This is a genomic window from Streptomyces sp. NPDC051563, from assembly GCF_044454225.1.
Classification (GTDB): domain Bacteria; phylum Actinomycetota; class Actinomycetes; order Streptomycetales; family Streptomycetaceae; genus Streptomyces.
The window spans coordinates 32,006-54,023 of record NZ_JBITDL010000002.1 but is presented as its reverse complement, the minus strand read 5'-3'; the positions used below and the strand labels follow the sequence as shown (position 1 = coordinate 54,023).

The 22,018-nt window shown below is 72.5% G+C and carries 23 protein-coding genes and 3 tRNA genes; 6 read left to right on the top strand and 20 right to left on the bottom strand.

The window, feature by feature from the left end; all coding sequences use genetic code 11:
- Positions 1 to 89: 89 nt before the first annotated feature.
- The 6 genes from ACIA8F_RS02415 to ACIA8F_RS02390 all read right to left on the bottom strand — a co-directional run bounded on the left by ACIA8F_RS02415 (position 90) and on the right by ACIA8F_RS02390 (position 2,295).
- The gene (locus ACIA8F_RS02415) at positions 90 to 644 is read right to left on the bottom strand and encodes a TetR/AcrR family transcriptional regulator (protein ID WP_399376301.1); all 555 of its coding nucleotides are present in this window, start codon (positions 642 to 644) and stop codon (positions 90 to 92) included.
- A gap of 167 nt (positions 645 to 811) precedes the next feature.
- Positions 812 to 1,240: a MaoC family dehydratase gene (locus ACIA8F_RS02410; RefSeq protein ID WP_399376300.1), complete on the bottom strand. Its 429-nt coding sequence runs from the start codon at positions 1,238 to 1,240 to the stop codon at positions 812 to 814.
- A gap of 1 nt (position 1,241) precedes the next feature.
- Positions 1,242 to 1,733 carry a MaoC family dehydratase N-terminal domain-containing protein gene (locus ACIA8F_RS02405; RefSeq protein ID WP_399376299.1) on the bottom strand — a complete coding sequence of 164 codons (492 nt, stop codon included), beginning with the start codon at positions 1,731 to 1,733 and terminating at the stop codon, positions 1,242 to 1,244.
- A gap of 115 nt (positions 1,734 to 1,848) precedes the next feature.
- Positions 1,849 to 2,013 (bottom strand): 50S ribosomal protein L33, encoded by a 165-nt coding sequence (gene rpmG, locus ACIA8F_RS02400; protein ID WP_003956487.1) that lies wholly within the window; start codon positions 2,011 to 2,013, stop codon positions 1,849 to 1,851.
- A gap of 88 nt (positions 2,014 to 2,101) precedes the next feature.
- A tRNA-Met gene (locus tag ACIA8F_RS02395) sits at positions 2,102 to 2,174 on the bottom strand.
- Between the two features lie 48 nt (positions 2,175 to 2,222).
- A tRNA-Thr gene (locus ACIA8F_RS02390) sits at positions 2,223 to 2,295 on the bottom strand.
- A gap of 903 nt (positions 2,296 to 3,198) precedes the next feature.
- Here ACIA8F_RS02390 and ACIA8F_RS02385 point away from each other — a divergent pair.
- Both ACIA8F_RS02385 and ACIA8F_RS02380 read left to right on the top strand, forming a co-directional pair.
- Entirely contained in the window at positions 3,199 to 4,551 is a 1,353-nt protein-coding gene (locus ACIA8F_RS02385) for an amidohydrolase family protein (protein ID WP_399376298.1), read from the top strand.
- A 54-nt stretch (positions 4,552 to 4,605) separates the two neighbouring features.
- Positions 4,606 to 5,262 (top strand): SDR family oxidoreductase, encoded by a 657-nt coding sequence (locus tag ACIA8F_RS02380; RefSeq protein ID WP_399376297.1) that lies wholly within the window; start codon positions 4,606 to 4,608, stop codon positions 5,260 to 5,262.
- A 78-nt stretch (positions 5,263 to 5,340) separates the two neighbouring features.
- Here the strand turns inward: ACIA8F_RS02380 and ACIA8F_RS02375 are convergent, their stop codons facing one another.
- Together ACIA8F_RS02375 and ACIA8F_RS02370 are read right to left on the bottom strand one after the other, a co-directional pair.
- On the bottom strand, positions 5,341 to 5,778 hold the full coding sequence (locus ACIA8F_RS02375) for a DUF3574 domain-containing protein (RefSeq protein WP_399376296.1): 438 nt from the start codon (positions 5,776 to 5,778) through the stop codon (positions 5,341 to 5,343).
- 187 nt (positions 5,779 to 5,965) lie between these two features.
- Positions 5,966 to 6,047, bottom strand: a tRNA-Tyr gene (locus tag ACIA8F_RS02370).
- A 198-nt stretch (positions 6,048 to 6,245) separates the two neighbouring features.
- On the opposite strand from ACIA8F_RS02370, the gene ACIA8F_RS02365 reads away from it, so the two are divergent.
- The 3 genes from ACIA8F_RS02365 (at position 6,246) to ACIA8F_RS02355 (ending at position 9,893) form a co-directional block, all read left to right on the top strand.
- Entirely contained in the window at positions 6,246 to 6,734 is a 489-nt protein-coding gene (locus tag ACIA8F_RS02365) for a YajQ family cyclic di-GMP-binding protein (RefSeq protein ID WP_243333311.1), read from the top strand.
- 258 nt (positions 6,735 to 6,992) lie between these two features.
- Positions 6,993 to 8,420 (top strand): SulP family inorganic anion transporter, encoded by a 1,428-nt coding sequence (locus ACIA8F_RS02360; RefSeq protein ID WP_399376295.1) that lies wholly within the window; start codon positions 6,993 to 6,995, stop codon positions 8,418 to 8,420.
- 219 nt (positions 8,421 to 8,639) lie between these two features.
- Positions 8,640 to 9,893 carry an APC family permease gene (locus ACIA8F_RS02355; RefSeq protein WP_399376294.1) on the top strand — a complete coding sequence of 418 codons (1,254 nt, stop codon included), beginning with the start codon at positions 8,640 to 8,642 and terminating at the stop codon, positions 9,891 to 9,893.
- Here the strand turns inward: ACIA8F_RS02355 and ACIA8F_RS02350 are convergent.
- From ACIA8F_RS02350 to ACIA8F_RS02295, 12 genes are all read right to left on the bottom strand, one after another.
- Positions 9,877 to 10,422 carry an SMI1/KNR4 family protein gene (locus tag ACIA8F_RS02350; protein ID WP_399376293.1) on the bottom strand — a complete coding sequence of 182 codons (546 nt, stop codon included), beginning with the start codon at positions 10,420 to 10,422 and terminating at the stop codon, positions 9,877 to 9,879. The genes ACIA8F_RS02355 and ACIA8F_RS02350 overlap by 17 nt on opposite strands.
- 91 nt (positions 10,423 to 10,513) lie before the next feature.
- Positions 10,514 to 11,521, bottom strand: coding sequence for a glycosyltransferase family 2 protein (locus ACIA8F_RS02345; RefSeq protein WP_399376292.1), 1,008 nt, complete (start codon positions 11,519 to 11,521; stop codon positions 10,514 to 10,516).
- Between the two features lie 101 nt (positions 11,522 to 11,622).
- A complete protein-coding gene (locus ACIA8F_RS02340) occupies positions 11,623 to 12,015 on the bottom strand; it encodes a YccF domain-containing protein (RefSeq protein ID WP_399376291.1) in 393 nt (130 codons plus the stop codon).
- A complete protein-coding gene (htpX, locus tag ACIA8F_RS02335; RefSeq protein WP_399376290.1) occupies positions 12,012 to 12,875 on the bottom strand; it encodes a zinc metalloprotease HtpX in 864 nt (287 codons plus the stop codon). Before htpX ends, ACIA8F_RS02340 begins: the two co-directional genes overlap by 4 nt.
- Before the next feature lie 334 nt (positions 12,876 to 13,209).
- Positions 13,210 to 14,850: an NADH-quinone oxidoreductase subunit N gene (locus tag ACIA8F_RS02330; RefSeq protein WP_399376289.1), complete on the bottom strand. Its 1,641-nt coding sequence runs from the start codon at positions 14,848 to 14,850 to the stop codon at positions 13,210 to 13,212.
- Complete coding sequence (locus ACIA8F_RS02325; protein ID WP_399376617.1) at positions 14,847 to 16,415, bottom strand: NuoM family protein; 1,569 nt, start codon at positions 16,413 to 16,415, stop codon at positions 14,847 to 14,849. The genes ACIA8F_RS02330 and ACIA8F_RS02325 overlap by 4 nt, the downstream gene beginning before the upstream one ends.
- A gap of 38 nt (positions 16,416 to 16,453) precedes the next feature.
- A complete protein-coding gene (locus ACIA8F_RS02320; RefSeq protein WP_399376288.1) occupies positions 16,454 to 18,472 on the bottom strand; it encodes an NADH-quinone oxidoreductase subunit L in 2,019 nt (672 codons plus the stop codon).
- The gene (nuoK, locus tag ACIA8F_RS02315; protein ID WP_399376287.1) at positions 18,469 to 18,849 is read right to left on the bottom strand and encodes an NADH-quinone oxidoreductase subunit NuoK; all 381 of its coding nucleotides are present in this window, start codon (positions 18,847 to 18,849) and stop codon (positions 18,469 to 18,471) included. The genes ACIA8F_RS02320 and nuoK overlap by 4 nt, the downstream gene beginning before the upstream one ends.
- Complete coding sequence (locus tag ACIA8F_RS02310; RefSeq protein ID WP_399376286.1) at positions 18,849 to 19,427, bottom strand: NADH-quinone oxidoreductase subunit J; 579 nt, start codon at positions 19,425 to 19,427, stop codon at positions 18,849 to 18,851. Before ACIA8F_RS02310 ends, nuoK begins: the two co-directional genes overlap by 1 nt.
- Positions 19,424 to 20,035, bottom strand: coding sequence for a NuoI/complex I 23 kDa subunit family protein (locus ACIA8F_RS02305; protein WP_399376285.1), 612 nt, complete (start codon positions 20,033 to 20,035; stop codon positions 19,424 to 19,426). The genes ACIA8F_RS02310 and ACIA8F_RS02305 overlap by 4 nt, the downstream gene beginning before the upstream one ends.
- Positions 20,036 to 21,004: an NADH-quinone oxidoreductase subunit H gene (locus tag ACIA8F_RS02300; RefSeq protein WP_399376284.1), complete on the bottom strand. Its 969-nt coding sequence runs from the start codon at positions 21,002 to 21,004 to the stop codon at positions 20,036 to 20,038.
- Positions 21,001 to 21,579, bottom strand: a complete 579-nt coding sequence (locus ACIA8F_RS02295; protein ID WP_399376283.1) for a hypothetical protein — start codon at positions 21,577 to 21,579, stop codon at positions 21,001 to 21,003. The genes ACIA8F_RS02300 and ACIA8F_RS02295 overlap by 4 nt, the downstream gene beginning before the upstream one ends.
- A gap of 40 nt (positions 21,580 to 21,619) precedes the next feature.
- On the opposite strand from ACIA8F_RS02295, the gene ACIA8F_RS02290 reads away from it, so the two are divergent.
- Positions 21,620 to 22,018, top strand: a 399-nt coding sequence (locus ACIA8F_RS02290) for a hypothetical protein (RefSeq protein WP_399376282.1), incomplete at its 3' end; no start/stop codon positions are given.

The following is a 22,018-nucleotide window of genomic DNA, read 5'->3' as shown; positions in this document are numbered from 1 at the left end:
GAACGGCGGGACGGAGAAGACCGAAAGGCACGCCCGCGCGCCCGCCCCGCACCCACCCGCCCGCCCCGCGCTCTCCCCCCGCCCGTCCGCTACTGGGGCCGGACGCCCGGGTAGCAGCCGTCCCAGACCCGGTGCCCCGGAGGGAACCCCATGGCGGACAGGGTGTTGATCAGCATTCCGTAGGCGAGGAAGGAGGTCGTCTCGTTCACGTCCGCCCCGAGCGGTACGTGCAGGGTGTCCCACAACTCCATCCAGGCGGCCCGCACCATCTCACCGAACTCCGGCTCCCCCGCAGCCTCGGCGGCGGCGACGGTCACGTACGTCTGGAGCTGCATCTGCAGCTTGTCGGGCTGCTCGGCGATCAGCTTCATGTACGCCACGCTCATCGCCTGGACCGCATCCTCGCCCCGGAGGTCCTTGGCGGCCTCCTCGAAGACGCGTCGGATGTCCTCCATGCAGCGGGCGGCGGCGGCCAGGAAGATGGCCTGCTTGTTCGGGAAGAGCCGGAAGAGGTACGGCTGGGACACCCCGACCCGCTTGGCGATCGCCTCGGTGGAGGTCCCGTAGTACCCGCCCCGCGCGAACTCGCCCATCGCCGCCAGGATGACGCTCTCGCGCCGCTCTTCCGCACTCATCCTTGCCATGCTTCAAAGTTAGTGCTCAATCACTAACTTGACAAGGCCTCTCTCCGAACACCCAACAAAAAGGCCCTGACCTGCGAGTTTCCTCGCAGATCAGGGCCTCCGGGCCTCAGGGCCTGGCTGGCAACGCAAAATCAAAAGCGCCCCACCCGAAGACGGGGCCGGCACTCCTACGCGAGGGCAACCACCGCGCGCGACATCCCCAGTACCTTCTGCCCGGCGCTCGTGGCGATCAGGTCGACCCGCACCCGGTTGTCGTCGAGCTTCGCCGCGACCTTGGCCGTGACCTCGATCAGCGCACCCTGCCCGTCGTTCGGAACGACGACCGGCTTCGTGAACCGCACCCCGTACTCGACGACCGCACCCGGGTCGCCGACCCAGTCGGTCACCACGCGGATCGCCTCGGCCATGGTGAACATGCCGTGGGCGATCACGTCGGGCAGTCCGACCTCGGTGGCGAACTTCTCGTTCCAGTGGATCGGGTTGAAGTCACCCGACGCACCCGCGTACCGCACCAGCGTGGCCCGCGTGACGGGGAAGGACGCCGCCGGCAGCTCGGTGCCGACCTCGACCGCGTCGTACTGGATCTTGGCAGCCATCTCAGGCCTCCTCGGGGGCGGAACCGGCGACGGCAGGAGCGGCGGCGGGCTCGGGCGCCCGGGAGACGAGCTTCGTCCAGGCGGTCACCACGTGCTCGCCGGACTCGTCGTGAACCTCACCGCGGATGTCGATGACGTCGTTGCCCGCGAGCGACTTGATGGCCTCGATGGTCGAGGTGACCGTCAGCCGGTCCCCGGCCCGCACGGGACGGGTGTACGCGAACTTCTGGTCGCCGTGCACGACGCGGCTGTAGTCCAGACCCAGCTGCGGGTCGTCGACGACCTGACTGGCCGCCGCGAACGTGATGGCAAACACAAAGGTCGGCGGGGCGATCACGTCCTGGTGACCGAACGCCTTGGCTGCTTCGGGATCCGTGTACACCGGATTGGCATCACCCACGGCGACCGCGAATTCGCGGATCTTCTCCCGGCCGACCTCGTACGGATCGGTGGGCGGGTAGCTCCGCCCCACGAAGGACTGGTCGAGCGCCATGACTCCCTACCTCCTTGTTGAAACGATCTGTCGAAACGACACAAGGCCGCCCCCTGTGAAGGGGACGACCTCATGACGGTATGACTGTGCCTGTTGTACGAGACTTCGCCAGTTGTTAGCGGGTCTCGCGGTGCGCGGTGTGCGAGTTGCAACGCGGGCAGTGCTTCTTCATCTCAAGACGGTCCGGGTTGTTACGCCGGTTCTTCTTGGTGATGTAGTTCCGCTCCTTGCACTCCACGCAGGCCAGCGTGATCTTCGGGCGGACGTCGGTGGCAGCCACGTGAGTGCTCCTTGACGGACAATTGGACGGATGAACGCATAAAAGAGTAGCCGATCGGGAGACCGACCCCGCAATCGGCTACTGTGTGTAGCGGCGACCGGACTTGAACCGGTGACACAGCGATTATGAGCCGCTTGCTCTACCGACTGAGCTACGCCGCTTTGATGAGATCCGCTCCCCACCCGAGGGTGGGGAACCTCTCTCACCAGAGCCCCAATGCGGAATCGAACCGCAGACCTTCTCCTTACCATGGAGACGCTCTACCGACTGAGCTATTGGGGCGAGCGAGGAAGACATTACACGGTCGTCCGCCGATCGCCCAAATCCTTTGCGGGGACTGGCCTCGGAGCCCCACCACGACCTTTCTTGATCCCCGAAAATCCCGCCCCGGCTCTCCTCCGGACCACCTTTCTCCCCAAAAGGTGTCAGGCATCACACCCGCCCTCACCCTGGGCCACCGAATCCCGGCTCCCGGCCGAGCGCCCCCGCCCCTCGAAGGCGGGTCCGATCCCGAAGGCGTCGCGGGCCGGGAACACAGACGGGCCCACCCGGAAAGCCAATGCACGCCGCGGACCGAGCGAAGCCGGGGAGACGAGGCGGGCGGCACCTGTCCCGGACGGGCACCCAGACGGGCTCGGCTCCGGGCGGGGCGTGTCCCGGAGCGGGGACTCATCGGATCGGACTCACAGGCAGGCGGGCGCGAGGCGGAGCCCGGCGGAGCCCGGCGGAGCCCGGCGGAGCCCGGCGGAGCCCGGCGGAGCCCGGCGGAGCCGAGGCCGGAGCCGAGGCCGGAGCCCGAGGCCGGAGCCCGAGGCAGGCCCAGGCGGGGCCGAGGCCGGAGCCGGAGGCAGGCCCAGGCGGGGCCGAGGCCGGAGGCAGGCCCAGGCGGGGCCGAGGCGAAGCCCGGCGGAGCCGAGGCAAGCCCGGGCGGGCCCGGGGCTCGGCCCAGGTTGGGGTCGGAGGCGGCCCTTCGGCAGGGCCGAAACCCGGCCCCCGGGCCGAACCCGCCCGCGTCCCCGAGGGGTGTCCTCGCGAGTGCGGTGCACCCAGACGCACCGGTACGACTATTGCCCTCCTCCGCGAAGCGGAGAGCCCTGGCCCCTAGGCTCTGAGCACGCTGCGTGATCTTGGGCCGCGGGCCGCGGCCACGGTCCCAGGGACCGCCCGAGCCACCGCAGGAGCGCGATGTCCGACAGCCCGCCGCAGCAGCCGTCCCACTCCCCCCGCAACCGCCCCGGCAGCGGCCGGGAGCAGGGCCCGGGACAAGGACACCCGGGACAAGGACAGGGGCACGGCCCCGAGGGCACTGGCACGGGGGGCCCTGGCCCGGCCGGCCCGGAGTCCGCCACCCTGCTCCTCGCCGGTGCCCGCCTCACCGACGGCCGCACCGTCGACGTCCGCCTCGGCGGCGGCCGGATCCAGGCCGTCGGTACGGCCGGCAGCCTGCCCGCCGCCACGGGCGCCCGCGTCGACCTCACCGGCTACCTGCTGCTCCCCGCGCCCGCCGAGCCCCACTCCCACGGGGACACCGCCCTGACCGCGGACAACGAAGGGCCCGTCTCCTACTCCCCCGACGAGGTCCAGCGCCGCTCCACCGAGGCGGCCCTGCTGCAGCTCGGGCACGGTGCCACCGCCGTCCGGTCCCACGTGCGCATCGGCGACGTACACGGCCTGGGCCCCCTGGAGGCCGTGCTCCAGGCCCGCCGCTCCCTGCGCGGCCTCACCGACCTCACGGCCGTCGCCGTTCCCCGCCTGCTGACCGGGGTGGCCGGGGCCGACGGACTCGCCATGCTGCGGGACGCCGTGAAGATGGGCGCGTCCGTCATCGGCGGCTGCCCCGACCTCGACCCCGACCCCGCCGGCTTCCTCGAAGCCGTACTGGAACTCGCCTCCGAGCACGGCTGCCCCGTCGACCTGCACACCGACGGCGACGACCCGGCCCGCCTGTCCCGGCTCGCCGCCATGGCCGGAGGGCTCCACCCCGGGGTCTCCATCGGGCCCTGCGGCGGCCTGTCCCGGCTCCCGCTGGACGTGGCCACCCGGGCCGCCGACCGGCTGGCGGCCGCAGGCGTACGGGTGACCTGCCTCCCCCAGGGCGACTGCGCGGCCCTGGAACGCCGGGGCCTGCGCACCGCCCCCGTACGGCTGCTGCGCGCCGCCGGGGTGCACGTCGCGGCGGGCAGCGGGGCCCTGCGCGACGCGGGCAACCCCGTCGGGCGCGGAGACCCGCTCGAAGCCGCGTACCTCCTGGCCTCCCAGGGCGGGCTCCGTGCCACCGAGGCCTACCACTCGGTCGCCGGCGCCGCCCGCGAGGCGATGGGCCTGCCGGAGGTGCGGGTCGAGGCCGGGTTCCCGGCGGAGCTGCTCGCCGTGCGCGGGGACCGGATCGCGAGCGTGCTGTCCCTCGCGTACAGCCGGATCGTGATCCACCGGGGGCGGGTGGTAGCCCGGACGAGTGCCGTACGGGAGTACTGCGACTCGGCCGTGGCGGTGGCCCTGGACCTGCCCCGCCAGGGCCGTATGGAGCCCGGTCCCTGATCGTTCACCGCTCGTTCCCGGGCGCGGGCGCCCGGCTCGTCGTACGGTCGTGGCATGCGCATCGTCATCGCGGGTGGACACGGTCAGATCGCGCTGCGGCTGGAGCGCCTGCTCGCCGCGCGCGGGTACGAGGTCGCGGGCATCATCCGCGATCCGGCACAGGGCGACGACCTCAGGGAGGCGGGCGCCGAACCGGTGCTGTGCGACCTGGAATCGGCGTCGGTCGAGCACGTGGCGGGCATCCTGCAGGGTGCGGACGCCGCGGTGTTCGCGGCGGGCGCGGGTCCCGGCAGCGGGGCCGGGCGCAAGGACACCGTGGACCGGGGTGCGGCGGTGCTGTTCGCGGACGCCGCCGAACGGGCCCGGGTGCGCCGTTTCCTGATGGTCTCCTCGATGGGCGCGGACACCCGCCGTGAGGGCGACGAGATCTTCGACGCCTATCTCCGCGCCAAGGGCGAGGCCGACGAGCACGTCCGCACCCGTCTGGGGCTGGAGTGGACGATCCTGCGCCCGGGCTCGCTGACCGACGACGCGGGTACGGGTCTGGTCCGTCTTGAGGTGCAGACGGGCCGCGGGCCGGTCGCCCGGGACGACGTGGCGGCGGTCCTCGCCGAGCTGATCGAGACGCCCGCGACGGCGGGCCTCACGCTGGAACTGATCGAGGGCTCGACCCCGGTCCCGGTGGCGGTCAAGGACGTGGCGGGCAACTAGCGGCGGGGCCGGCGCCCGCGCGGCCGGCGCCTCCGGTCGTCACCGGGCGAGCGGGGGCGGCGGCCGGGAGAGCGGCTGTCAGAAGTCCGCCGTCAGGCGGTCGTCGGACCGGCCGACCGAATCCTGCTGGAACCGCCGCTCGTACGCGTCCCGGATCCGCTCGATGCGGGCGCCGCGCTCGTCGGCCTCCTTCTCCGGGTACAGCAGCACGAGCTCGTACGAGGCCTCGCGGATGATCTTCCCGTCCCGCCGCCACTGGCCGCGGCCGTCGTGGAGGGTCAGCCCCTCGGGGAAGGCGGGGGTGATCTCCCGCTCGAGGAACCCCATGAACTCCCGCTCCCCGACCGGCGGACGGCCGTCCGGCCGCTCGGTGCCGAAGTAGAGCCGGGTCTCCTGGTAGGGATCCCCCACGTCGCCGTTCAGCGCCGCTCCGACCAGAGCCGGGATCCCCGCCCCGAGCAGGGCGATGAGCACCCCGCCGCCGACCTTGCCGCGCGCGTCAGAAGTCCATTTCACGTCGGATGAACGACCGGATCCCCGCATCGGTACGCCCGATCCGCCCGATGGCCCACCGCGCCCGCGCGTCGAACGTCGCGACGCGGCTTCGCCCGCCTGGTGGTTTTCCGTGGGGCGTTCCGGTTCCGGGTGTACGAGAAAACCCCCGCTCATCGCATCTCTGCGATGAGCGAGGGTTTCACTCGCGTGGCGGCGCCAGGGTTCGAACCTGGGTAGGCTGAGCCGGCAGATTTACAGTCTGCTCCCTTTGGCCACTCGGGCACACCGCCATGATCGCTGCCATCTTTCCGCCTTGCGGCGGCGCTCCGTGGCAACGACGTAAACGATACCCGATGACCGGGGGTGCTTCGCCACCGGATTGATCAGCACCGCACGTGGGCGCGGTGGCTAGGCTTTGCGGAGCGGTCCGGGGATGTCCGGCCGTGCCCTTCGGGGCCGTCACTACCGACTTCAAGGAGCCACAGCACATGGCCGACTCCAGTTTCGACATCGTCTCGAAGGTCGAGCGGCAGGAGGTCGACAACGCCCTCAACCAGTCCGCCAAGGAGCTCTCGCAGCGCTACGACTTCAAGGGCACCGGCGCCACGATCGCCTGGTCCGGCGAGAAGATCCTGATGGAGGCGAACTCCGAGGAGCGCGTCAAGGCCGTCCTGGACGTCTTCGAGACCAAGCTGGTCAAGCGCGGGATCTCCCTCAAGGCGCTCGACGCCGGTGAGCCGCAGCTGTCCGGCAAGGAGTACAAGATCTTCGCCACGATCGAAGAGGGCATCTCCCAGGAGAACGCCAAGAAGGTCGCGAAGATCATCCGTGACGAGGGCCCCAAGGGCGTCAAGGCCCAGGTCCAGGGCGAGGAGCTGCGCGTCAGCTCCAAGAGCCGCGACGACCTCCAGGAAGTCCAGGCCCTCCTCAAGGGCAAGGACCTGGACTTCGCGATCCAGTTCGTGAACTACCGCTGATCACCGGCTTCGGCCCGGTTCAGCCCGCACGCCGGCCCGGCGGTCCTTCGAGGACCGCCGGGCCGCGGTCGTTGCGGGGGGGCAGCGACGGGTGGGCACGGGCCGCGGGCGTGATGGCGCGGGACCGGCGCTCGGTGGGTGTGTGCCGGGCGTGCGCGGCGTACGCGCCCGTGCCGCCCTCCGTGTGCACTGGGCCGGGCGGTAGTGCGCCCACCAGGGTGAGGGGTGTCCGTCACCGCCTCGACAGGGGGTTCCCGCATGCCTGGGGCCGGCACGTTTCGTGAAGATTTCGGGGCGTCCGTGGTGGTCGCCCTGGTCGCGCTACCGCTCTGCGTCGGCGTGGCCGTCGCCTCGGGGGTGCCGGCCGAACTCGGGATCCTCACCGGGGTGGTGGGCGGGCTGGTCACCGGCTGGTTCCGGGGCAGCTCCCTCCAGGTGAGCGGCCCGGCCGCCGGGCTGACCGTGCTCGTCTACGAGGCCGTGCGGACGTACGGGCTGCCCGCGCTCGGCGTACTCGTCCTGGCCGCGGGCCTGGTGCAGCTGGGCATGGGCGTGCTGCGGCTCGGGCGGTGGTTCCGGGCGATCTCCGTGGCCGTCGTCCACGGGATGCTGGCCGGGATCGGGCTCGTGCTGATCGCCGGTCAGCTGTACGCCGTGGCCGGTGCGCAGGCCCCGGCACGGACCCTGGAGAAGCTGGCCGGGGTGCTGGCCCTCGGCTGGCGCGCGGACTGGACCGCCGTGGCGCTCGGGGCCGGGACCGTCGCGGTGCTGGTGGCCTGGCGGCGGATGCCCGACCGGCTGCGGCTCGTGCCGGGGGCGCTCGTCGGGGTCGCGGCCGCGACCGCCGTGGCCGTGCTGCTGCGGCTGCCCGTGGAGCGGGTCCGGGTCACGGGCGTCCTGTCGGCCGTGACCCCGCCCGGCTGGACCGACTTCGGGGTGCTCGCCTCCGTCGGGGCGGCCGGGACCGTGGTGGCGCTCGCTCTGATCGCCTCCGCCGAGACGCTGTTCAGTGCGGCGGCCGTGGACCGCATGCACGACGGGGACCGGACCGACTACGACCGCGAACTCGTCGCCCAGGGCGTCGGGAACACCCTCTGCGGGCTGATCGGGGCCCTGCCGATGACCGCCGTCATCGTCCGCAGCGCCGCCAACGTCGAGGCGGGCGCCCGCACCCGGGCCTCCCGGATCCTGCACGGCGGCTGGCTGCTGCTGTTCGCCGTGGCGGTCCCGGGGCTGCTGGAGTCCGTCCCGCTCGCCGCGCTGGCCGGGGTGCTGCTGCACGCCGGGTGGAAGCTGCTGCCGGTGCGGGCGGTGGCCGCCCTGTGGCGGTCGCACCGGGGCGAGGCGGTCGTCCTGATGGCGACGGCCGCGGCGATCGTGGCGACGAACCTCTTCGAGGGCGTTCTCGCCGGGCTGGGGCTCGCCGTCGCCAAGGCGGCCTGGGAGACCTCCCACGTGCACATCGAGCCGGTCTGGGAGGGCGACGAACTGCGTGTGCGGATCCTGGGCAATGCCAGCTTCCTGCGGCTGCCCAAACTGCTCGACGAGCTGGACGCGCTGCCCCGCGGCGGTGTGGTCCGCCTCGACCTGGGCGGGCTGCGCCATCTCGACCACGCCTGCCTGACCGCGCTGGACGGCTGGGAGCGCAGCCGCACGCGGGTCCCCGGCAAGGAGGGCGTCATCTAGGGGGTGTCTTGTCGATCAGGCCGGGCTCGCGAGGCCTGGCACCGCGCCTCGCCGCGTTGTCGTCACTCGCCGACTTCCCCAAGCTCTCGGCTCCGCTCGAGCAGGGGAGACCCCATTCGCGTCGACTCCCCCCTCCGCCTTGCGATCCACGGCACCAGACCCCGCTCCCTGATCCGGCCCGATCGACAAGACACCCCCTAACCCGGCTACCCTCCGCCCGTGACTGCCGCGAACCCCCTGCACAACGAGTTGAAGCGCACCCTGGGCGTCTTCGACGCGGTCCTCGTCGGGCTCGGCGCGATGATCGGCGCCGGCATCTTCGCCGCGCTGGCCCCGGCGGCGCGCGCGGCCGGCGGGGCGCTCCTGGCGGCCCTCGCGCTCGCGGGCCTGGTGGCGTACTGCAACGCGCACTCCTCGGCCCGGCTGGCCGCCCGGCATCCCTCCTCGGGGGGCACCTACGTGTACGGGCGCGAACGGCTCGGGCCCTTCTGGGGCTATCTGGCCGGCTGGGGCTTCGTCGTCGGCAAGACGGCCTCCTGCGCGGCGATGGCCCTCACGGTCGGGGCCTACGTGTGGCCCGGGCAGCAGCACGCGGTGGCCGTGGCGGCGGTGGTGGCACTGACCGCCGCGAGCTACGGAGGCGTGCAGAAGTCCGCCCGGATCGCCCGGGTGATCGTGGCGGTGGTCCTGGCCGTCCTGGCCGGGGTCGTGGTGGCGTGCCTGTCCTCCGGCGCGGCCGGCGCCGGGCGGCTCGGCGGCCCGGACTGGGCCGCGGCCGGGCTGCTCCAGGGCGCCGGGCTGCTGTTCTTCGCCTTCGCGGGGTACGCCCGGATCACCACGCTGGGCGAGGAGGTGCGTGACCCGGAGCGCACGATCCCGCGGGCGGTGCCCCTCGCCCTGGGGATCGCCCTGCTCGTGTACGCCGCGGTCTCGGTGGCGGCGCTGTCGGTGCTCGGCGCCGACGGTCTGGGGCGGTCGGCGGCCCCGCTGGCCGACGCCGTGCGCGCGGCCGGGTGGCCCGGACTGACTCCCGTCGTCCGGGTGGGTGCGGCCCTGGCGGCGCTGGGCTCGCTGCTGGCGCTCGTACTCGGGGTGTCGCGGACCACCCTGGCGATGGCGCGGGACGGCCATCTGCCGCGCGCGCTGGCCGCCGTACATCCCCGGCATCAGGTGCCGCACCACGCCGAGCTGGCGGTGGGCGCCGTGGTGGCGGTGCTCGCGGCCACCACCGATCTGCGGGGCGCGATCGGTTTCTCCTCCTTCGGCGTGCTCGCCTATTACGCGATCGCGAACGCCTCCGCGTGGACTCTCGATTCAGGTGTCAAGGACCGGGCCGTGGCAGCGGTGGGGCTGTCCGGCTGCGTGGTGCTGGCCTGTGCGCTGCCCGCGGCGTCGACGGTGACGGGGGCCTCGCTGCTGGCGCTGGGCGCCCTGCTCTACGGTGTGCGCCGACGGTTCACGCCCGGGTTCTGAAGTCCGCCCAGGGGGTCAACTCCAGGTCCCACTCCTCCCCCGCACCCGATTCCTCGCTGAACCAGGCGCTGCCGTCGAGCCAGCCTCGCAGCCAGTCGGCGAGGGAGGGCGAGTCGAGGAACCAGGCGAGGCCGGGCTCGCCCGAGTTCGGTTCGAACAGCAGGACTTGGGCGGTTTCCGAGCGGCAGTCCACGCAGGCGCGCAGGTCGCAGCCGAAGTCGGCTATGGGCAGGACGCCCTCGGGCCAGCGCCAGGCCGACGCGCGCATCGCGGTGTATTCGGCGACGGCGCGCTCCAGGGGCAGCAGGCCGTACTCGGGGCCGAAGCCGCCGTCCGCGACCCGGGTGTGGAGGGCCGCGAGGAGGGGCGGCAGGGCGAAGCCCAGGGCGGCCTCGGCCCGGTGCAGTTCCGCGGCGGGCAGGGGCGCCGGAAGGGGCGCGGTCGGGGTCCCGGTGGCCGCCCACCGCCCCCGGTGGGTGCTGTGTGCACGGCCGGCGACTTGCTTCAGCAACTGCTCGGTCTCATCCATGCACACAGAGTGACATCCCCCACTGACAATCGCCCTGACCTGCGGTTTCAGCCCTCAGCCGCAGCATGAGGGCGGGGCGGGCGGGGCGGCCTCAGTCGGCCCGGTGCTCCGCGTTCCGCGCCGGGGCGTGGGAGTCGTACCCGACGAAGAAGGTGGGCCTGCGCTGCACGGCGGTGTAGATGCGGCCGATGTACTCGCCGAGCAGGCCGACGCAGATCAGCTGCACGCCGCCGAGGAACAGCATCACGATGAACAGCGAGGTCCAGCCGGGGACGGTGTGGCCCTTCAGGTAGATCGCCAGGGTGGCGCCCACCATCAGCAGGCAGCCGAAGAAGCTGGCCACGCCCAGCCAGGTCGCCAGCCGCAGCGGAGCGGCGGAGAAGTTGATGACGCTGTCGACGCCGAGGCGCAGCATCTTGCTCAGCGGGTACTTGGTCTCCCCCGCCACCCGCTCCTCGCGCTGGTAGGAGACCTGGCCGCTGGGGAAACCGAGCCACGGCACGAGCAGGCGGTAGACCTGGTGCTGGTCGGGCATGGCCTTGACCGCGTCGACCGCGGCGCGGCTCAGCAGCCGGAAGTCGCCGGCCTGCGCGGGCACCTGCTTGCCGACCAGGCGGCGCACCAGCCAGTAGTACGCGCCGGCCGTGTGCCGCTTGAATCCGGTGTCGGTGCTCCGGTCGGCCCGGACCCCGTAGACGATGTCGAGGCCGTCCGCGCGGGCCAGGTCGAGCATCTCGGGGATCTTCTCGGGCGGGTCCTGGAGGTCCGCGTCGATGCTGGCCACGTACGCGCCCGTGGCGCTGTGCAGGCCCGCGGTGAGGGCGGCCTGGTGGCCGGAGTTGCCGCGCAGCCGCACGACCCGCAGTTCGGGCCATGAGGTCTGGAACTCGCCGAGCAGTTCCGCGGTGCGGTCCTTGCTGCCGTCGTCGACGGCGACGACCTCGTAGCGGACGGCCATGCCGTCGAGTGCCGGGCGCAGCCTGCCGACCAGGGCCGGCAGCGCGTCCTCCTCGTTGTACATCGGCACGACCACGGAGAGGGTCACGGAGGGCCCAACGGACTCGGAGGGCTTGCAAGGCTCAGAGGGCTCAGTCGACATCGGTTCTTCCCTGCCCGTTGTGCGTGCCGCTCGTCCGCGCCACTCTCCGCAACCCGGAACTTTAATACGAGTGGATGAACCGGCTCCGGGTCCGGCGCGGCTCAGCGCGAGGCGAACGGAGCGTCCGTGGGGACGATCTCGCGGCCCAGCGGGAGCAGGGAGAGCGGGACCATCTTGAAGTTGGCGATGCCGAACGGGATGCCGATGATCGTGATGCAGAGGGCGATGCCGGTGACGATGTGGCCGAGGGCCAGCCACCAGCCGGCCAGGACCAGCCACAGCACGTTCCCGATGCAGGACGCGGCGCCCGCGTCACGCCGCTCGACGGCCGTGTACCCGAAGGGCCACAGGGCGTACACGGCGATGCGGAACGAGGCTATGCCGAAGGGGATTCCGATGATGGTGATGCAGAGGATCACGCCCGCCAGGCAGTAGCCGAGGAACAGCCAGACTCCGCTGAGGACGAGCCAAATGATGTTCAGGATGGTCTTCACTGGCTGCGTCCTGCCATCTGTTCGAGCCGGGCGATGCGCTCGGCCATCGGGGGGTGCGTGGAAAACATTTTGGACAATCCTTCCCCGGGTCGGAAGGGATTGGCGATCATCATGTGGCTCGCCGTCTCGATCCTCGGCTCGGCGGGCAGCGGGAGCTGCTTGGTGCCGGCGTCCAGCTTGCGCAGGGCGCTGGCGAGGGCGAGCGGGTCCCCGGTGAGCTGGGCCCCGGAGGCGTCCGCCTCGTACTCGCGCGAGCGGCTGATGGCGAGCTGGATGACGGAGGCCGCCAGCGGGCCCAGGATCATGATCAGCAGCATGCCGAAGAGGCCCGGGCCCTCGTCGTCGTTGGAACGGCCGACGGGGATCAGCCAGGCGAAGTTGACCAGGAACATGATCACGGAGGCCAGGGCGCCCGCGACGGACGAGATCAGGATGTCGCGGTTGTAGACGTGGCTGAGCTCGTGGCCGATGACCCCGCGCAGTTCGCGCTCGTCGAGGATGCGCAGGATGCCCTCGGTGCAGCAGACGGCGGCGTTGCGCGGGTTGCGGCCGGTGGCGAAGGCGTTGGGGGCCTCGGTCGGGGAGATGTAGAGCCGGGGCATCGGCTGGCGCGCGGACGTGGAGAGCTCGCGCACCATGCGGTAGAGCTCGGGCGCCTCGAACTCGCTGACGGGGCGGGCCCGCATCGCGCGCAGGGCCAGCTTGTCGCTGTTCCAGTAGGCGTACGCGTTGGTGCCGAGGGCCACGAGGACGGCGACGATCAGGCCGCCCCGGCCGAAGAAGCTACCGATGAGGATGATGAGGGCCGACAGACCACCGAGGAGTACGGCGGTCTTCAGCCCGTTGTGCCGGCGGTGCACGGTGCGCCCTCCAAGTGGTGCGGCAGGGGGACCCGTCCAGGATCTGGGGATCGGAGGGCCTACGGTCCAGTGGACCCTTCCTTCCTGGTCAACGCGAGGTGAGGGCGGCAGGTTCCCCGGGCCCGCCCGTCCCCGCCGCCCCGGTGGACCGGGGGACGGGGGTCCGGCGGGCACGCCGGAGGCCGGCGGCGGGCGCACCGCGGGTTAGGCCGTACGGGTTACGGACGCGCGGGCGGGGCGGCTGCGGCAGGGCGCCGGAAGGGCTCCGACCAGGCTTCCGGCGCGGCTCCGAACGGGATCCGGAGGGGGCCCCGGCCGGGCCCCGGCAGCGCTCCTACAGCGGGAAGAGGCTGCCGGTCGCGAACCGCAGGACGAGCTGCGGGGCGCCCGAGAGGACCAGGGCGGTGGCGGCGGTGAGCACGATGGCCACCGTGACCGGCCAGGGGGTCCTCGTACGGGGCTGCGCGCCCTCCTGGGCGCCCTCCCGGGCACCTTCCTGCGCCGCGTCCCCGTCGGGCGTGCGGAAGAGCAGGGCGGTCCAGCGCAGGTAGTAGTACAGGGCGACGACGACGTTGACGGCCATGACCACGGCGAGCCAGCCCAGGCCCGCGTCCACCGCCGAGCGGAAGACGGTGACCTTCGCGAAGAGCCCGATGATGCCCGGCGGCAGACCGGCCAGGCAGAGCAGGAAGAAGCCCATCGCGAGGGCGGCGAGCGGGTTCTCGGCGTACAGGCCCCGGTAGTCGGCGAGGCGGTGCAGCGGCTTCGTACGGGCCACCAGGGCGGCCACGGAGAAGGCGCCGAGGTTCACGGCGGCGTACATGAGGGCGTAGGCGACGGTGGAGCCGATCTGGTCGCGGCCGGCGTAGGCGGCGGCCGCGATCGGGACCAGGAGGTAGCCGGCCTGGCCGACCGAGGACCAGGCGAGGAGGCGTACGGCTCCGTTCGGGCGGTCGGCGGACTGGCGCAGGGCGGCCGCGTTGCCGAGGGTCATGGTGAGCGCGGCGAGGACGGCGAGGGCCGGTCCCCAGACGTCGGAGTACGCCGGGAAGGCGATCACCGTGATGAGGATCAGGCCGGTGAAGCCGACGGCCTTGCCGATGACCGACAGGTATCCGGCGACGGGCAGCGGGGCGCCGACGTAGGTGTCCGGGACCCAGAAGTGGAAGGGGACGGCGGCCGTCTTGAAGGCGAAGCCGACCAGAGTGAGTGCGACGCCGGCCATGGCGAGGGTGTCGAGCTGTCCGGGGACCCGCTCGAGCCGGTCGGCGACCTGGGTGAGGTGCAGGGAGCCGGTGGCGGCGTAGACGAAGCTGACGCCCATCAGGGAGACGGCGGTGGCGGTGACCGAGGACAGGAAGAACTTGAGGGCGGCCTCGGAGGAGAGCCGGTCGCCGCGGCGCATGCCGACGAGGGCGAAGGCGGGCAGCGAGGCGACCTCGAGGGCGACGATCAGGGTGGCGAGGTCGCGGGCGGCGGGCAGCAGGGCCGCGCCGGCGGCGGAGGAGAGCAGCAGGAACCAGTACTCGCCGGCGGGCATGCGCGCCTCGCGGACGGCGGTGACCGACAGCAGGGCGGTGACCAGGGCGCCGCCCAGGACGAGGAACTGGACGACGAGCGCGAAGTGGTCGGCGGCGTAGCTGCACGCGGCCGGGTCCGCCGTGCCGGGTCCGGTGAGGCAGAAGGTGCTGCGGTCGCCGGCGCGCAGCGGCAGCAGGGTGGCGGTCGCGGCGGCCAGTCCGGCCACGGAGATCCACCCGAGCAGCGGCTTGCGGTGCTCCGGTACGAAGAGGTCGAGGACCAGGACGAGGAGGCCGACGGCGGCGGTGATGACGACCGGCGCGATGGCGAGCCAGTCGACGGACTGGACGAGGCTGGGGGCGTCGGCGCCGGCCGCGGCGGTGACGAACGGCCGGGTGAGCGGCTGGACCAGCGGCTGAACGAGCGGCTGGACGAGGGGCTGAAGGACCGTCATGAGTTCCCTCCTGCGAGGAGCTTCTGGACGGCCGGGTCGGTGAGGCCGAGGAGGACCGCGGGCCACAGGCCGGCGAGGAGGGTGAGGGCGACGAGCGGGGTCCAGGCGGCGTACTCGTAGCGCTGGATGTCCGCGAGGACCACCGGGGCGGCGGCCTGTTCGCGCGCGGCCTTGGGGTCGCCCATGCACACCCGCCGTACGACGATCAGAAGATAGGCGGCGGTGAGCAGGGTGCCGAACGCGCCGAACGCCATGTACGTGAGGAACGCGGGCCGCGGCAGGCCCTCGGCGGGGTCGAACGCGCCGAAGAGGGCCAGCATCTCGCCCCAGAAGCCGGCCAGGCCGGGGAGGCCGAGCGAGGCGATGGCGGCGAAGGCGAGGAGGGCTCCGAAGCGCGGGGCGCGGCCGTAGAGGGCCGCTCCGGTGGCTCCGGCGAGGGTGTCGAGATCGGCCGTGTTGTAACGGTCTTTGAGCGAACCGACAAGAAAGAAGAGAAGGCCGGTGATCAGACCGTGCGCGACGTTGGCGAACAGCGCGCCGTTCACGCCGGTGGGGGTCATGGACGCGATGCCGAGGAGGACGAAGCCCATGTGGCCGACGGAGGAGTACGCGATGAGGCGCTTGAGGTCGCCCTTGTTGCCCTTGCGGGCGAGGGCGAGGCAGGCCAGGGACCCGTAGACGATGCCGACGGCGGCGAAGGCGCCCAGGTACGGGGCGAAGGTGGCCATGCCGTCGGGGGTGGCGGGCAGCAGGATCCGGACGAACCCGTAGGTGCCCATCTTCAGCAGGACGCCGGCGAGGAGGACGGAGCCGACGGTGGGCGCGGCCGTGTGGGCGTCCGGCAGCCAGCTGTGCAGCGGCCACATCGGGGTCTTCACGGCGAGCCCGATCCCGATGGCGAGAACGGCCAGGACCTGGGTGGTGTGGGACAGTTCGCGGCCGTTGTCGGAGGCGAGTGCCACCATGTCGAAGGTGCCGCTGTTCAGCCCGATCAGGAGCAGGCCGAGCAGCATGACCACGGAGCCGAGGAGGGTGTAGAGGATGAACTTCCAGGCGGCCTCCTGCCGCTGAGCACCGCCCCAGCGGGCGATGAGGAAGTACATCGGGATGAGGACCATCTCGAAGGCGAGGAAGAACAGCAGCAGGTCGAGTACGGCGAAGGTGGCGAGGGTGCCGGACTCCAGGACCAGGAGCAGGGCGACGAAGGCCTTCGCGGAGGGGCCCGCGGGGAGCTTGAAGTAGCTGTAGAGCGCGCAGAGGAAGAAGAGCAGCGCGGTCATCAGGAGGAGGGGGAGCGAGATGCCGTCGATGCCGAGGTGGATCCGGACGTTCAGGGCCTGGATCCAGCTGATGTCCGTCGTCGCCTGGAAGCGGGACGGGGCGTCGTGGTCGAAGCCCACGGCGAGGACGATCGCCGCGGCGAGGATGGCACCGGTCACGGTCACGCCGTGGCGCAGCACGGCCTGTTCGGGGCTCTTGCCCTTCAGTCCGGGCGGGGCCGGCAGGAGGGCGGCGACGGCGCCGACGAGCGGGCCGGCCACGACGAACGCCAGAAGGAACTGCATCACGGACGGGCTGATATCAATCACGGCTGACTCACGGCTCACGATCCGGCGTTGACGTTGGCGAGGACGGCGGTGGCGATCGCCAGGACCACGGCGCCGGCGAGCAGGGCACTCAGGTAGCTCTGCACGTTGCCGGTCTGGGCGCGGCGCACGAGGCCGCCGAGCAGCCGGGGTCCGAGGCCCGCGCCACGGACGTACGAGTCCACTACCTCGCGGTCGAGGAAGCGTACGAGGGCTGCGGCGGCTCGGACGGGGCGGACGAACAGGCGGTCGTAGACGGCGTCGAGGTGGAAGCCGACGGCGGCGTGCCGGTGCAGCGGGCCGAGCAGCGCGCGGCCGGGGTCGGCGGCGGGGGCCGTGGAGACGACCGGGTGGTCGTGGGTGACCTCGGCGACTTCGGGGCTCTCCGCGGCGGACTCGGCGGCGGCGACGGCCGCGGGCACTGCGGCGGTGGCTCCGGCCGGGACTGCCTGGGGCTGGACTCGAACCTGGGCCTGGGCGCGCTGCCACAGCGCGTAGGTGAGCACCGCGCCGACGGCGGCGGCGCCGGTGCCGAGGACCGAGGTCGTCAGCGACGGGGTGAGCTCGCGGCCGTCGAAGAAGTCGGAGAGGGGCCCGGCCAGCAGGCCGAAGCCCACGGACGGGACGGCCAGCAGCCACAGCACGCCGGTCATGGCGACGGGCTCCTTGCCGTGGTCGGGGGCGGCTGCGCCCCGGCCGCGGAAGGCCATCAGCCACAGCCGGGTGGCGTAGGCGGCGGTGAGCAGGGCGGTCAATACGCCGGCGACGAGGACCACCCAGCCGGCCGCGCTCGGGGCGAGCTCCGAGTGGCCGCCGGCCGTGTGCTCGGCGGCGACGAGGACGGCTTCCTTGGAGAAGAAGCCGGCGAAGGGCGGGAAGGCGGCGAGCGCGAGCAGCGCGATCGTCATCGTCCAGAAGGCGTCGGGGATGCGCTTGGCCAGGCCGTCCATGCGGGACATGGCGGAGAGGGAGTTCGTCCCCGCGGCGTGGATGATCACGCCGGCGCCGAGGAACAGCAGCGCCTTGAAGGCGCCGTGGGACAGGAGGTGGAAGACGGCGGCCGCGCGGTCGCCGACGGCCAGGGCCCCGGTCATGTAGCCGAGCTGGCCGATCGTGGAGTAGGCGAGCACCCGTTTGATGTCGTCCTGGGCCAGGGCGGCGAGGGCGGAGCCGACCATCGTGACGGCCGCCATGACGGCCAAGACCACCAGCGCGGCCCGGGAGGCCGCGAAGACGGGGAGGAGACGGGCCACGAAGTAGACGCCGGCGGCGACCATCGTCGCCGCGTGGATCAGTGCGGAGACCGGGGTGGGGCCCGCCATGGCGTCCGGAAGCCAGGTGTGCAGCGGGAACTGCGCGGACTTGCCCGCGACTCCGGCCAGCAGGAGCAGCGCGATGAGCGTCGGGTGGTCGAGCCCGCCCGCGGCGACGGTGCCCAGGATCTTGGTGATCCGGAAGGACCCGGCGTCGGTGGCGAGGGCGAACAGGCCGATGAGGAAGGGGACGTCGCCCAGCTTGGTGACGAGGAAAGCCTTCAGGGAGGCGGAGCGGGCCGCCTCGGTCTCCCAGTAGTGGCCGACCAGGAAGTACGAGCAGATGCCCATGATCTCCCAGCCGACCAGCAGCACCATCAGGTCGCCGGAATAGACGACGAGCAGCATGGCGGAGGTGAACAGTGAGACCAGAGCGGCGTAGGACGGGTAGCGCGGGTCCTCGCGCAGGTAGGCCGTCGAGTAGATCTGCACACAGGTGGCGACGAGGCCGACGAGGACGGCCACCATGACGGCGAAACCGTCGAGGTGGAGCGAGAGCTCGATGGGCACCGAGCCGGTCGGGGTCAGCTCGGTCGCCGTGTCGATCGCCTTGCCGCCGCCCTGGCGGAAGGCGACCAGGACCGCGAGGACGGCGGCGGCCAGCGTGGGCAGGACGGCGAGGGGCTTGACGAAGCCGGGGGCGGTGCGGCCGAGCAGCAGTCCCGCGAGCGCGCCCAGGAAGGGCAGGAGGGGGACCAGTACGGCGAGGGTCGGGGTGCTCACGCGGCGGCTCCGGTCGCAGGGTTCGCGCTGCCCGGGTTCGGGCCGGCCGGGTTCGGGCCGTCCGGCTCGTGGCCCTCGGCGGTGTCGCGCAGTCGGTCGACGTCCGCGGTGCCCCGGTTGCGGTAGACCATCAGCACGATCGCGAGGCCGATGCCGATCTCGGCGGCGGCGATGGCGATGGTGAAGAGGGTGAGGGCCTGTCCGGCGTGCAGGCTGTCGCGCAGCCAGACGTCGAAGGCCACCAGGTTGAGGTTGACGGCGTTGAGCATCAGCTCGACGGACATCAGAACCAGGATGGCGTTGCGGCGGGCGAGCACTCCGTACAGGCCCGTGCAGAAGAGGAGCGCCGCCAGCACGGCGGGGTAGGCGAGGTGCATCAGCGCTGCCCCTTCTTGTCGGCGGCGGGCGCGGTGTCGGCCGGGTCCTTGCGGGACAGCACGATGGCGCCGATCAGGGCCGCGAGGAGGAGGACGGAGAGCGCCTCGAACGGCAGCACCCAGTGCCGGAAGAGGATCTCTCCGGAGACCTTGGTGGAGCCCTGGGCGGGGCCGTCGAGGTCGATCCAGGTGGTGCGGAAGGCGTCGACGACCACCCAGACGAGCGCGGCGGCCGCGACGAGGGCGACGCCGAGGGCGACCGGGCGGTTGCCGGAGTCGGCGTCCGGCGAGCGGCCGATGGGGGCCTTGGTGAGCATCAGTCCGAAGAGGAGGAGGACGACCACGGAACCGAGGTAGATCAGTACCTGGACCCAGGCGATGAACTCGGCGGTCAGCAGCAGGTACTCGACGGCGATCCCGCCGAGGGCGACGACCAGCCACAGGGCTGCGTGCACGAGCTGCTTGGTGGTGACCGTGACGGCGGCCGCGCCGAGGGTGGCGAGGCCGACGAGGACGAAGGCGATCTCGACGCCGGTCGGGGAGAGGAAGCCGTTGCCTTGGGCGGCTGCGGTGATCACGCGTCTCCTTCCGGGGCCGTGGTGGAGTCCGGGGCCGTGGTGGCGGGGTTCGCCTCGGCGGCTGCGGCAGCGGCGGCTGCCGCGGCAGCGGTCTCCGCCTTCTCCACGGCCTTGCGGGCGGCCGCGATCTCCTTGGGCTCCTCGGCGGCCGGGTCCAGGGCGGGAGGGGCCGGGACGGTCCACATCCACTCGCGCAACTTGTCGCGCTCGTGGGTCAGTTCGTGGATGTCGGTCTCCGCGTACTCGAACTCCGGCGACCAGAACAGTGCGTCGAAGGGGCACACCTCGATGCAGATGCCGCAGTACATGCAGAGGGAGAAGTCGATGGCGAAGCGGTCGAGGACGTTGCGGCTGCGCTCACGGCCACCGGGGGCGGCGGCCGGGACCGTCTCCTTGTGGGAGTCGATGTAGATGCACCAGTCGGGGCACTCGCGCGCGCACAGCATGCAGACCGTGCAGTTCTCCTCGAACAGGCCGATGACCCCGCGCGAGCGCGGCGGGAGTTCGGGCTGCACCTCGGGGTACTGGGCGGTGTGCGAGCGCTTCGTCATCGTGCGCAGCGTGACGGCCAGGCCCTTGGCGAGGCCGGAACCGGGGATGGGGGGCATTTACTGGATCGCCACCTTCACGATGCCGGTGAGCGCGATCTGGGCGAGCGCGAGCGGGATGAGTACGGTCCAGGCGAGCTTCTGCAGCTGGTCCTCGCGGAGCCGGGGGTAGCTCACGCGGAGCCAGATCACCACGAAGGAGAGCGCGGCGATCTTGAGCAGGGTCCAGGCCCAGCCGAAGCCGTCGCCGCCGAAGGGGCCGTGCCAGCCGCCGAGGAAGAGGACGGTGGTGAGGGCGCACAGGACGACGATGCCGGCGTACTCGGCGAGCAGGAACAGCGCGAAGCGCAGGCCGGTGTACTCGGTGTACGCGCCGAAGATGATCTCGGAGTCGGCGACGGGCATGTCGAAGGGGGGACGCTGGAGTTCGGCGAGGCCGGCGGTGAAGAAGACGAGTCCGCCGACGATCTGCCAGGGCAGCCACCACCACTCGAAGGCACCGACGATGCCGGGGAGGGACACGGTTCCGGCGGCCATGGCGACCGAGGCCGCCGCGAGCAGCATGGGGAGCTCGTAGGCGAGCAGCTGGGCGGCGGTGCGGAGGCCTCCGAGGAGGGAGAACTTGTTCGCGGAGGCCCAGCCGGCCATGAGGGAGCCGAGCACTCCGATGCCCATGACGGCGAGCGCGAAGAAGAGCCCGGCGTCGATGACCTGGCCGACGGCGCCCTCGCCGGGGCCGATCGGGATGGCGAGGAGGACCAGGAGGTACGGGAGGAGCGCGACGGCGGGGGCGAGCTGGAAGACGCGGCGGTCGGCGTTGGCCGGGACGATGTCTTCCTTCTGCGCGAACTTGACTCCGTCGGCGACGAGCTGGGCCCAGCCGTGGAAGCCGCCGGCGTACATGGGGCCGAGGCGGCCCTGCATGTGGGCCATCACCTTGTGCTCGGTCTGCCCGACGACGAGCGGGAGCACGAGGAAGACGGCGAAGACGACGATCAGCCGCAGGGCGACGTCGAGGACGTCGTTCACGCGGCGCCTCCGGTGGGGTGGTTGGGGTCGGTGGGGGTGGTTGGGGTGGTGCGGGTGGGGGTGGGGTCCGGCGAGGAGGGGTCCGGCGAGGGGGCGGACGCGGAGCCGGGCTCGGAGCCGGACTCGGGCTCGGAGCCGGACTCGGGCTTCGGCTCCGGCTCGGACTCAGGCTCGGCCTCGGTCTTGGGCTCGGGCTTGCGCTCGGCCCCGACCTCGGGCTCCGGCTTACGCTCAGCCTCGACCTTGGGCTCCGCCTCGGACCCGGGCTTCTGCTCTGCCTCGGCCCCGGGCTCGGACTTTGGCTCGGACTCACGCTCGGGCTCGGCCCCGGCCTCGGCTGCCGGGCCGTCGGCCGGAGCGGGCGGGGTCGCCGGTTCGGCCGTGGCCGGGGCCGTCGGGCTCGCCGGAGTGGCCGGGCTCGCCGGAACCGCCGGACTCGTGGGAACCGCCGGACTCGTGGGAGCGGCTGGGCTCGCGGGACCGATCAAAGCCGCCTGGTCAGCCGGATCGGCCGGTTCGGCCGGGGTGGCCGGTTCGGCCGGGGCCGCCGGGCTCCCTGGAGCGGTCGGGCTCACCGGAACCGCCCGGCTCACGGGAGCGGCCAAGCTCGTCGGAGTGGCCGAATTCGCCTGGTCGGCCGGATCGGCCAGTTCAGCCGGGGTAGCCGGTTCGGCCGGGGTGGCCGGGCTCGCAGGAGCGGCCGGAGTCGCCCGGTCAGCCGGTTCCGCCGGGGTGGCCGGTTCGGCCGGGGCCGCCGGGCTCGCGGGAGCGGCCGGAGTCGCCCGGTCAGCCGGTTCCGCCGGGGTGGCCGGTTCGGCCGGGGCCGCCGGGCTCGCGGGAGCGGCCGGAGTCGCCTGGTCGGCCGGATCGGCCAGTTCGGCCGGGGTAGCCGGTTCGGCCGGGGTGGCCGGGCTCGCAGGAGCGGCCGGAGTCGCCCGGTCAGCCGGTTCCGCCGGGGTGGCCGGTTCGGCCGGGGCCGCCGGGCTCGCGGGAGCGGCCGGAGTCGCCTGGTCG

What these genes read in the sequence shown, in the direction of transcription:
- ACIA8F_RS02345 (WP_399376292.1), bottom strand. Translation starts at nt 11,521, where the DNA reads ATGTCGACTGAGCCCTCTGAGCCTTGCAAGCCCTCCGAGTCCGTTGGG.
- ACIA8F_RS02380 (WP_399376297.1), top strand. Translation starts at nt 4,606, where the DNA reads ATGCGCATCGTCATCGCGGGTGGACACGGTCAGATCGCGCTGCGGCTG.
- ACIA8F_RS02405 (WP_399376299.1), bottom strand. Translation starts at nt 1,733, where the DNA reads ATGGCGCTCGACCAGTCCTTCGTGGGGCGGAGCTACCCGCCCACCGAT.
- ACIA8F_RS02330 (WP_399376289.1), bottom strand. Translation starts at nt 14,850, where the DNA reads ATGACGGTCCTTCAGCCCCTCGTCCAGCCGCTCGTTCAGCCGCTGGTC.
- ACIA8F_RS02350 (WP_399376293.1), bottom strand. Translation starts at nt 10,422, where the DNA reads ATGGATGAGACCGAGCAGTTGCTGAAGCAAGTCGCCGGCCGTGCACAC.
- ACIA8F_RS02360 (WP_399376295.1), top strand. Translation starts at nt 6,993, where the DNA reads ATGCCTGGGGCCGGCACGTTTCGTGAAGATTTCGGGGCGTCCGTGGTG.
- ACIA8F_RS02415 (WP_399376301.1), bottom strand. Translation starts at nt 644, where the DNA reads ATGGCAAGGATGAGTGCGGAAGAGCGGCGCGAGAGCGTCATCCTGGCG.
- nuoK (WP_399376287.1), bottom strand. Translation starts at nt 18,849, where the DNA reads ATGCACCTCGCCTACCCCGCCGTGCTGGCGGCGCTCCTCTTCTGCACG.
- ACIA8F_RS02410 (WP_399376300.1), bottom strand. Translation starts at nt 1,240, where the DNA reads ATGGCTGCCAAGATCCAGTACGACGCGGTCGAGGTCGGCACCGAGCTG.
- ACIA8F_RS02365 (WP_243333311.1), top strand. Translation starts at nt 6,246, where the DNA reads ATGGCCGACTCCAGTTTCGACATCGTCTCGAAGGTCGAGCGGCAGGAG.
- ACIA8F_RS02385 (WP_399376298.1), top strand. Translation starts at nt 3,199, where the DNA reads ATGTCCGACAGCCCGCCGCAGCAGCCGTCCCACTCCCCCCGCAACCGC.
- ACIA8F_RS02325 (WP_399376617.1), bottom strand. Translation starts at nt 16,415, where the DNA reads ATGCAGTTCCTTCTGGCGTTCGTCGTGGCCGGCCCGCTCGTCGGCGCC.
- ACIA8F_RS02305 (WP_399376285.1), bottom strand. Translation starts at nt 20,035, where the DNA reads ATGCCCCCCATCCCCGGTTCCGGCCTCGCCAAGGGCCTGGCCGTCACG.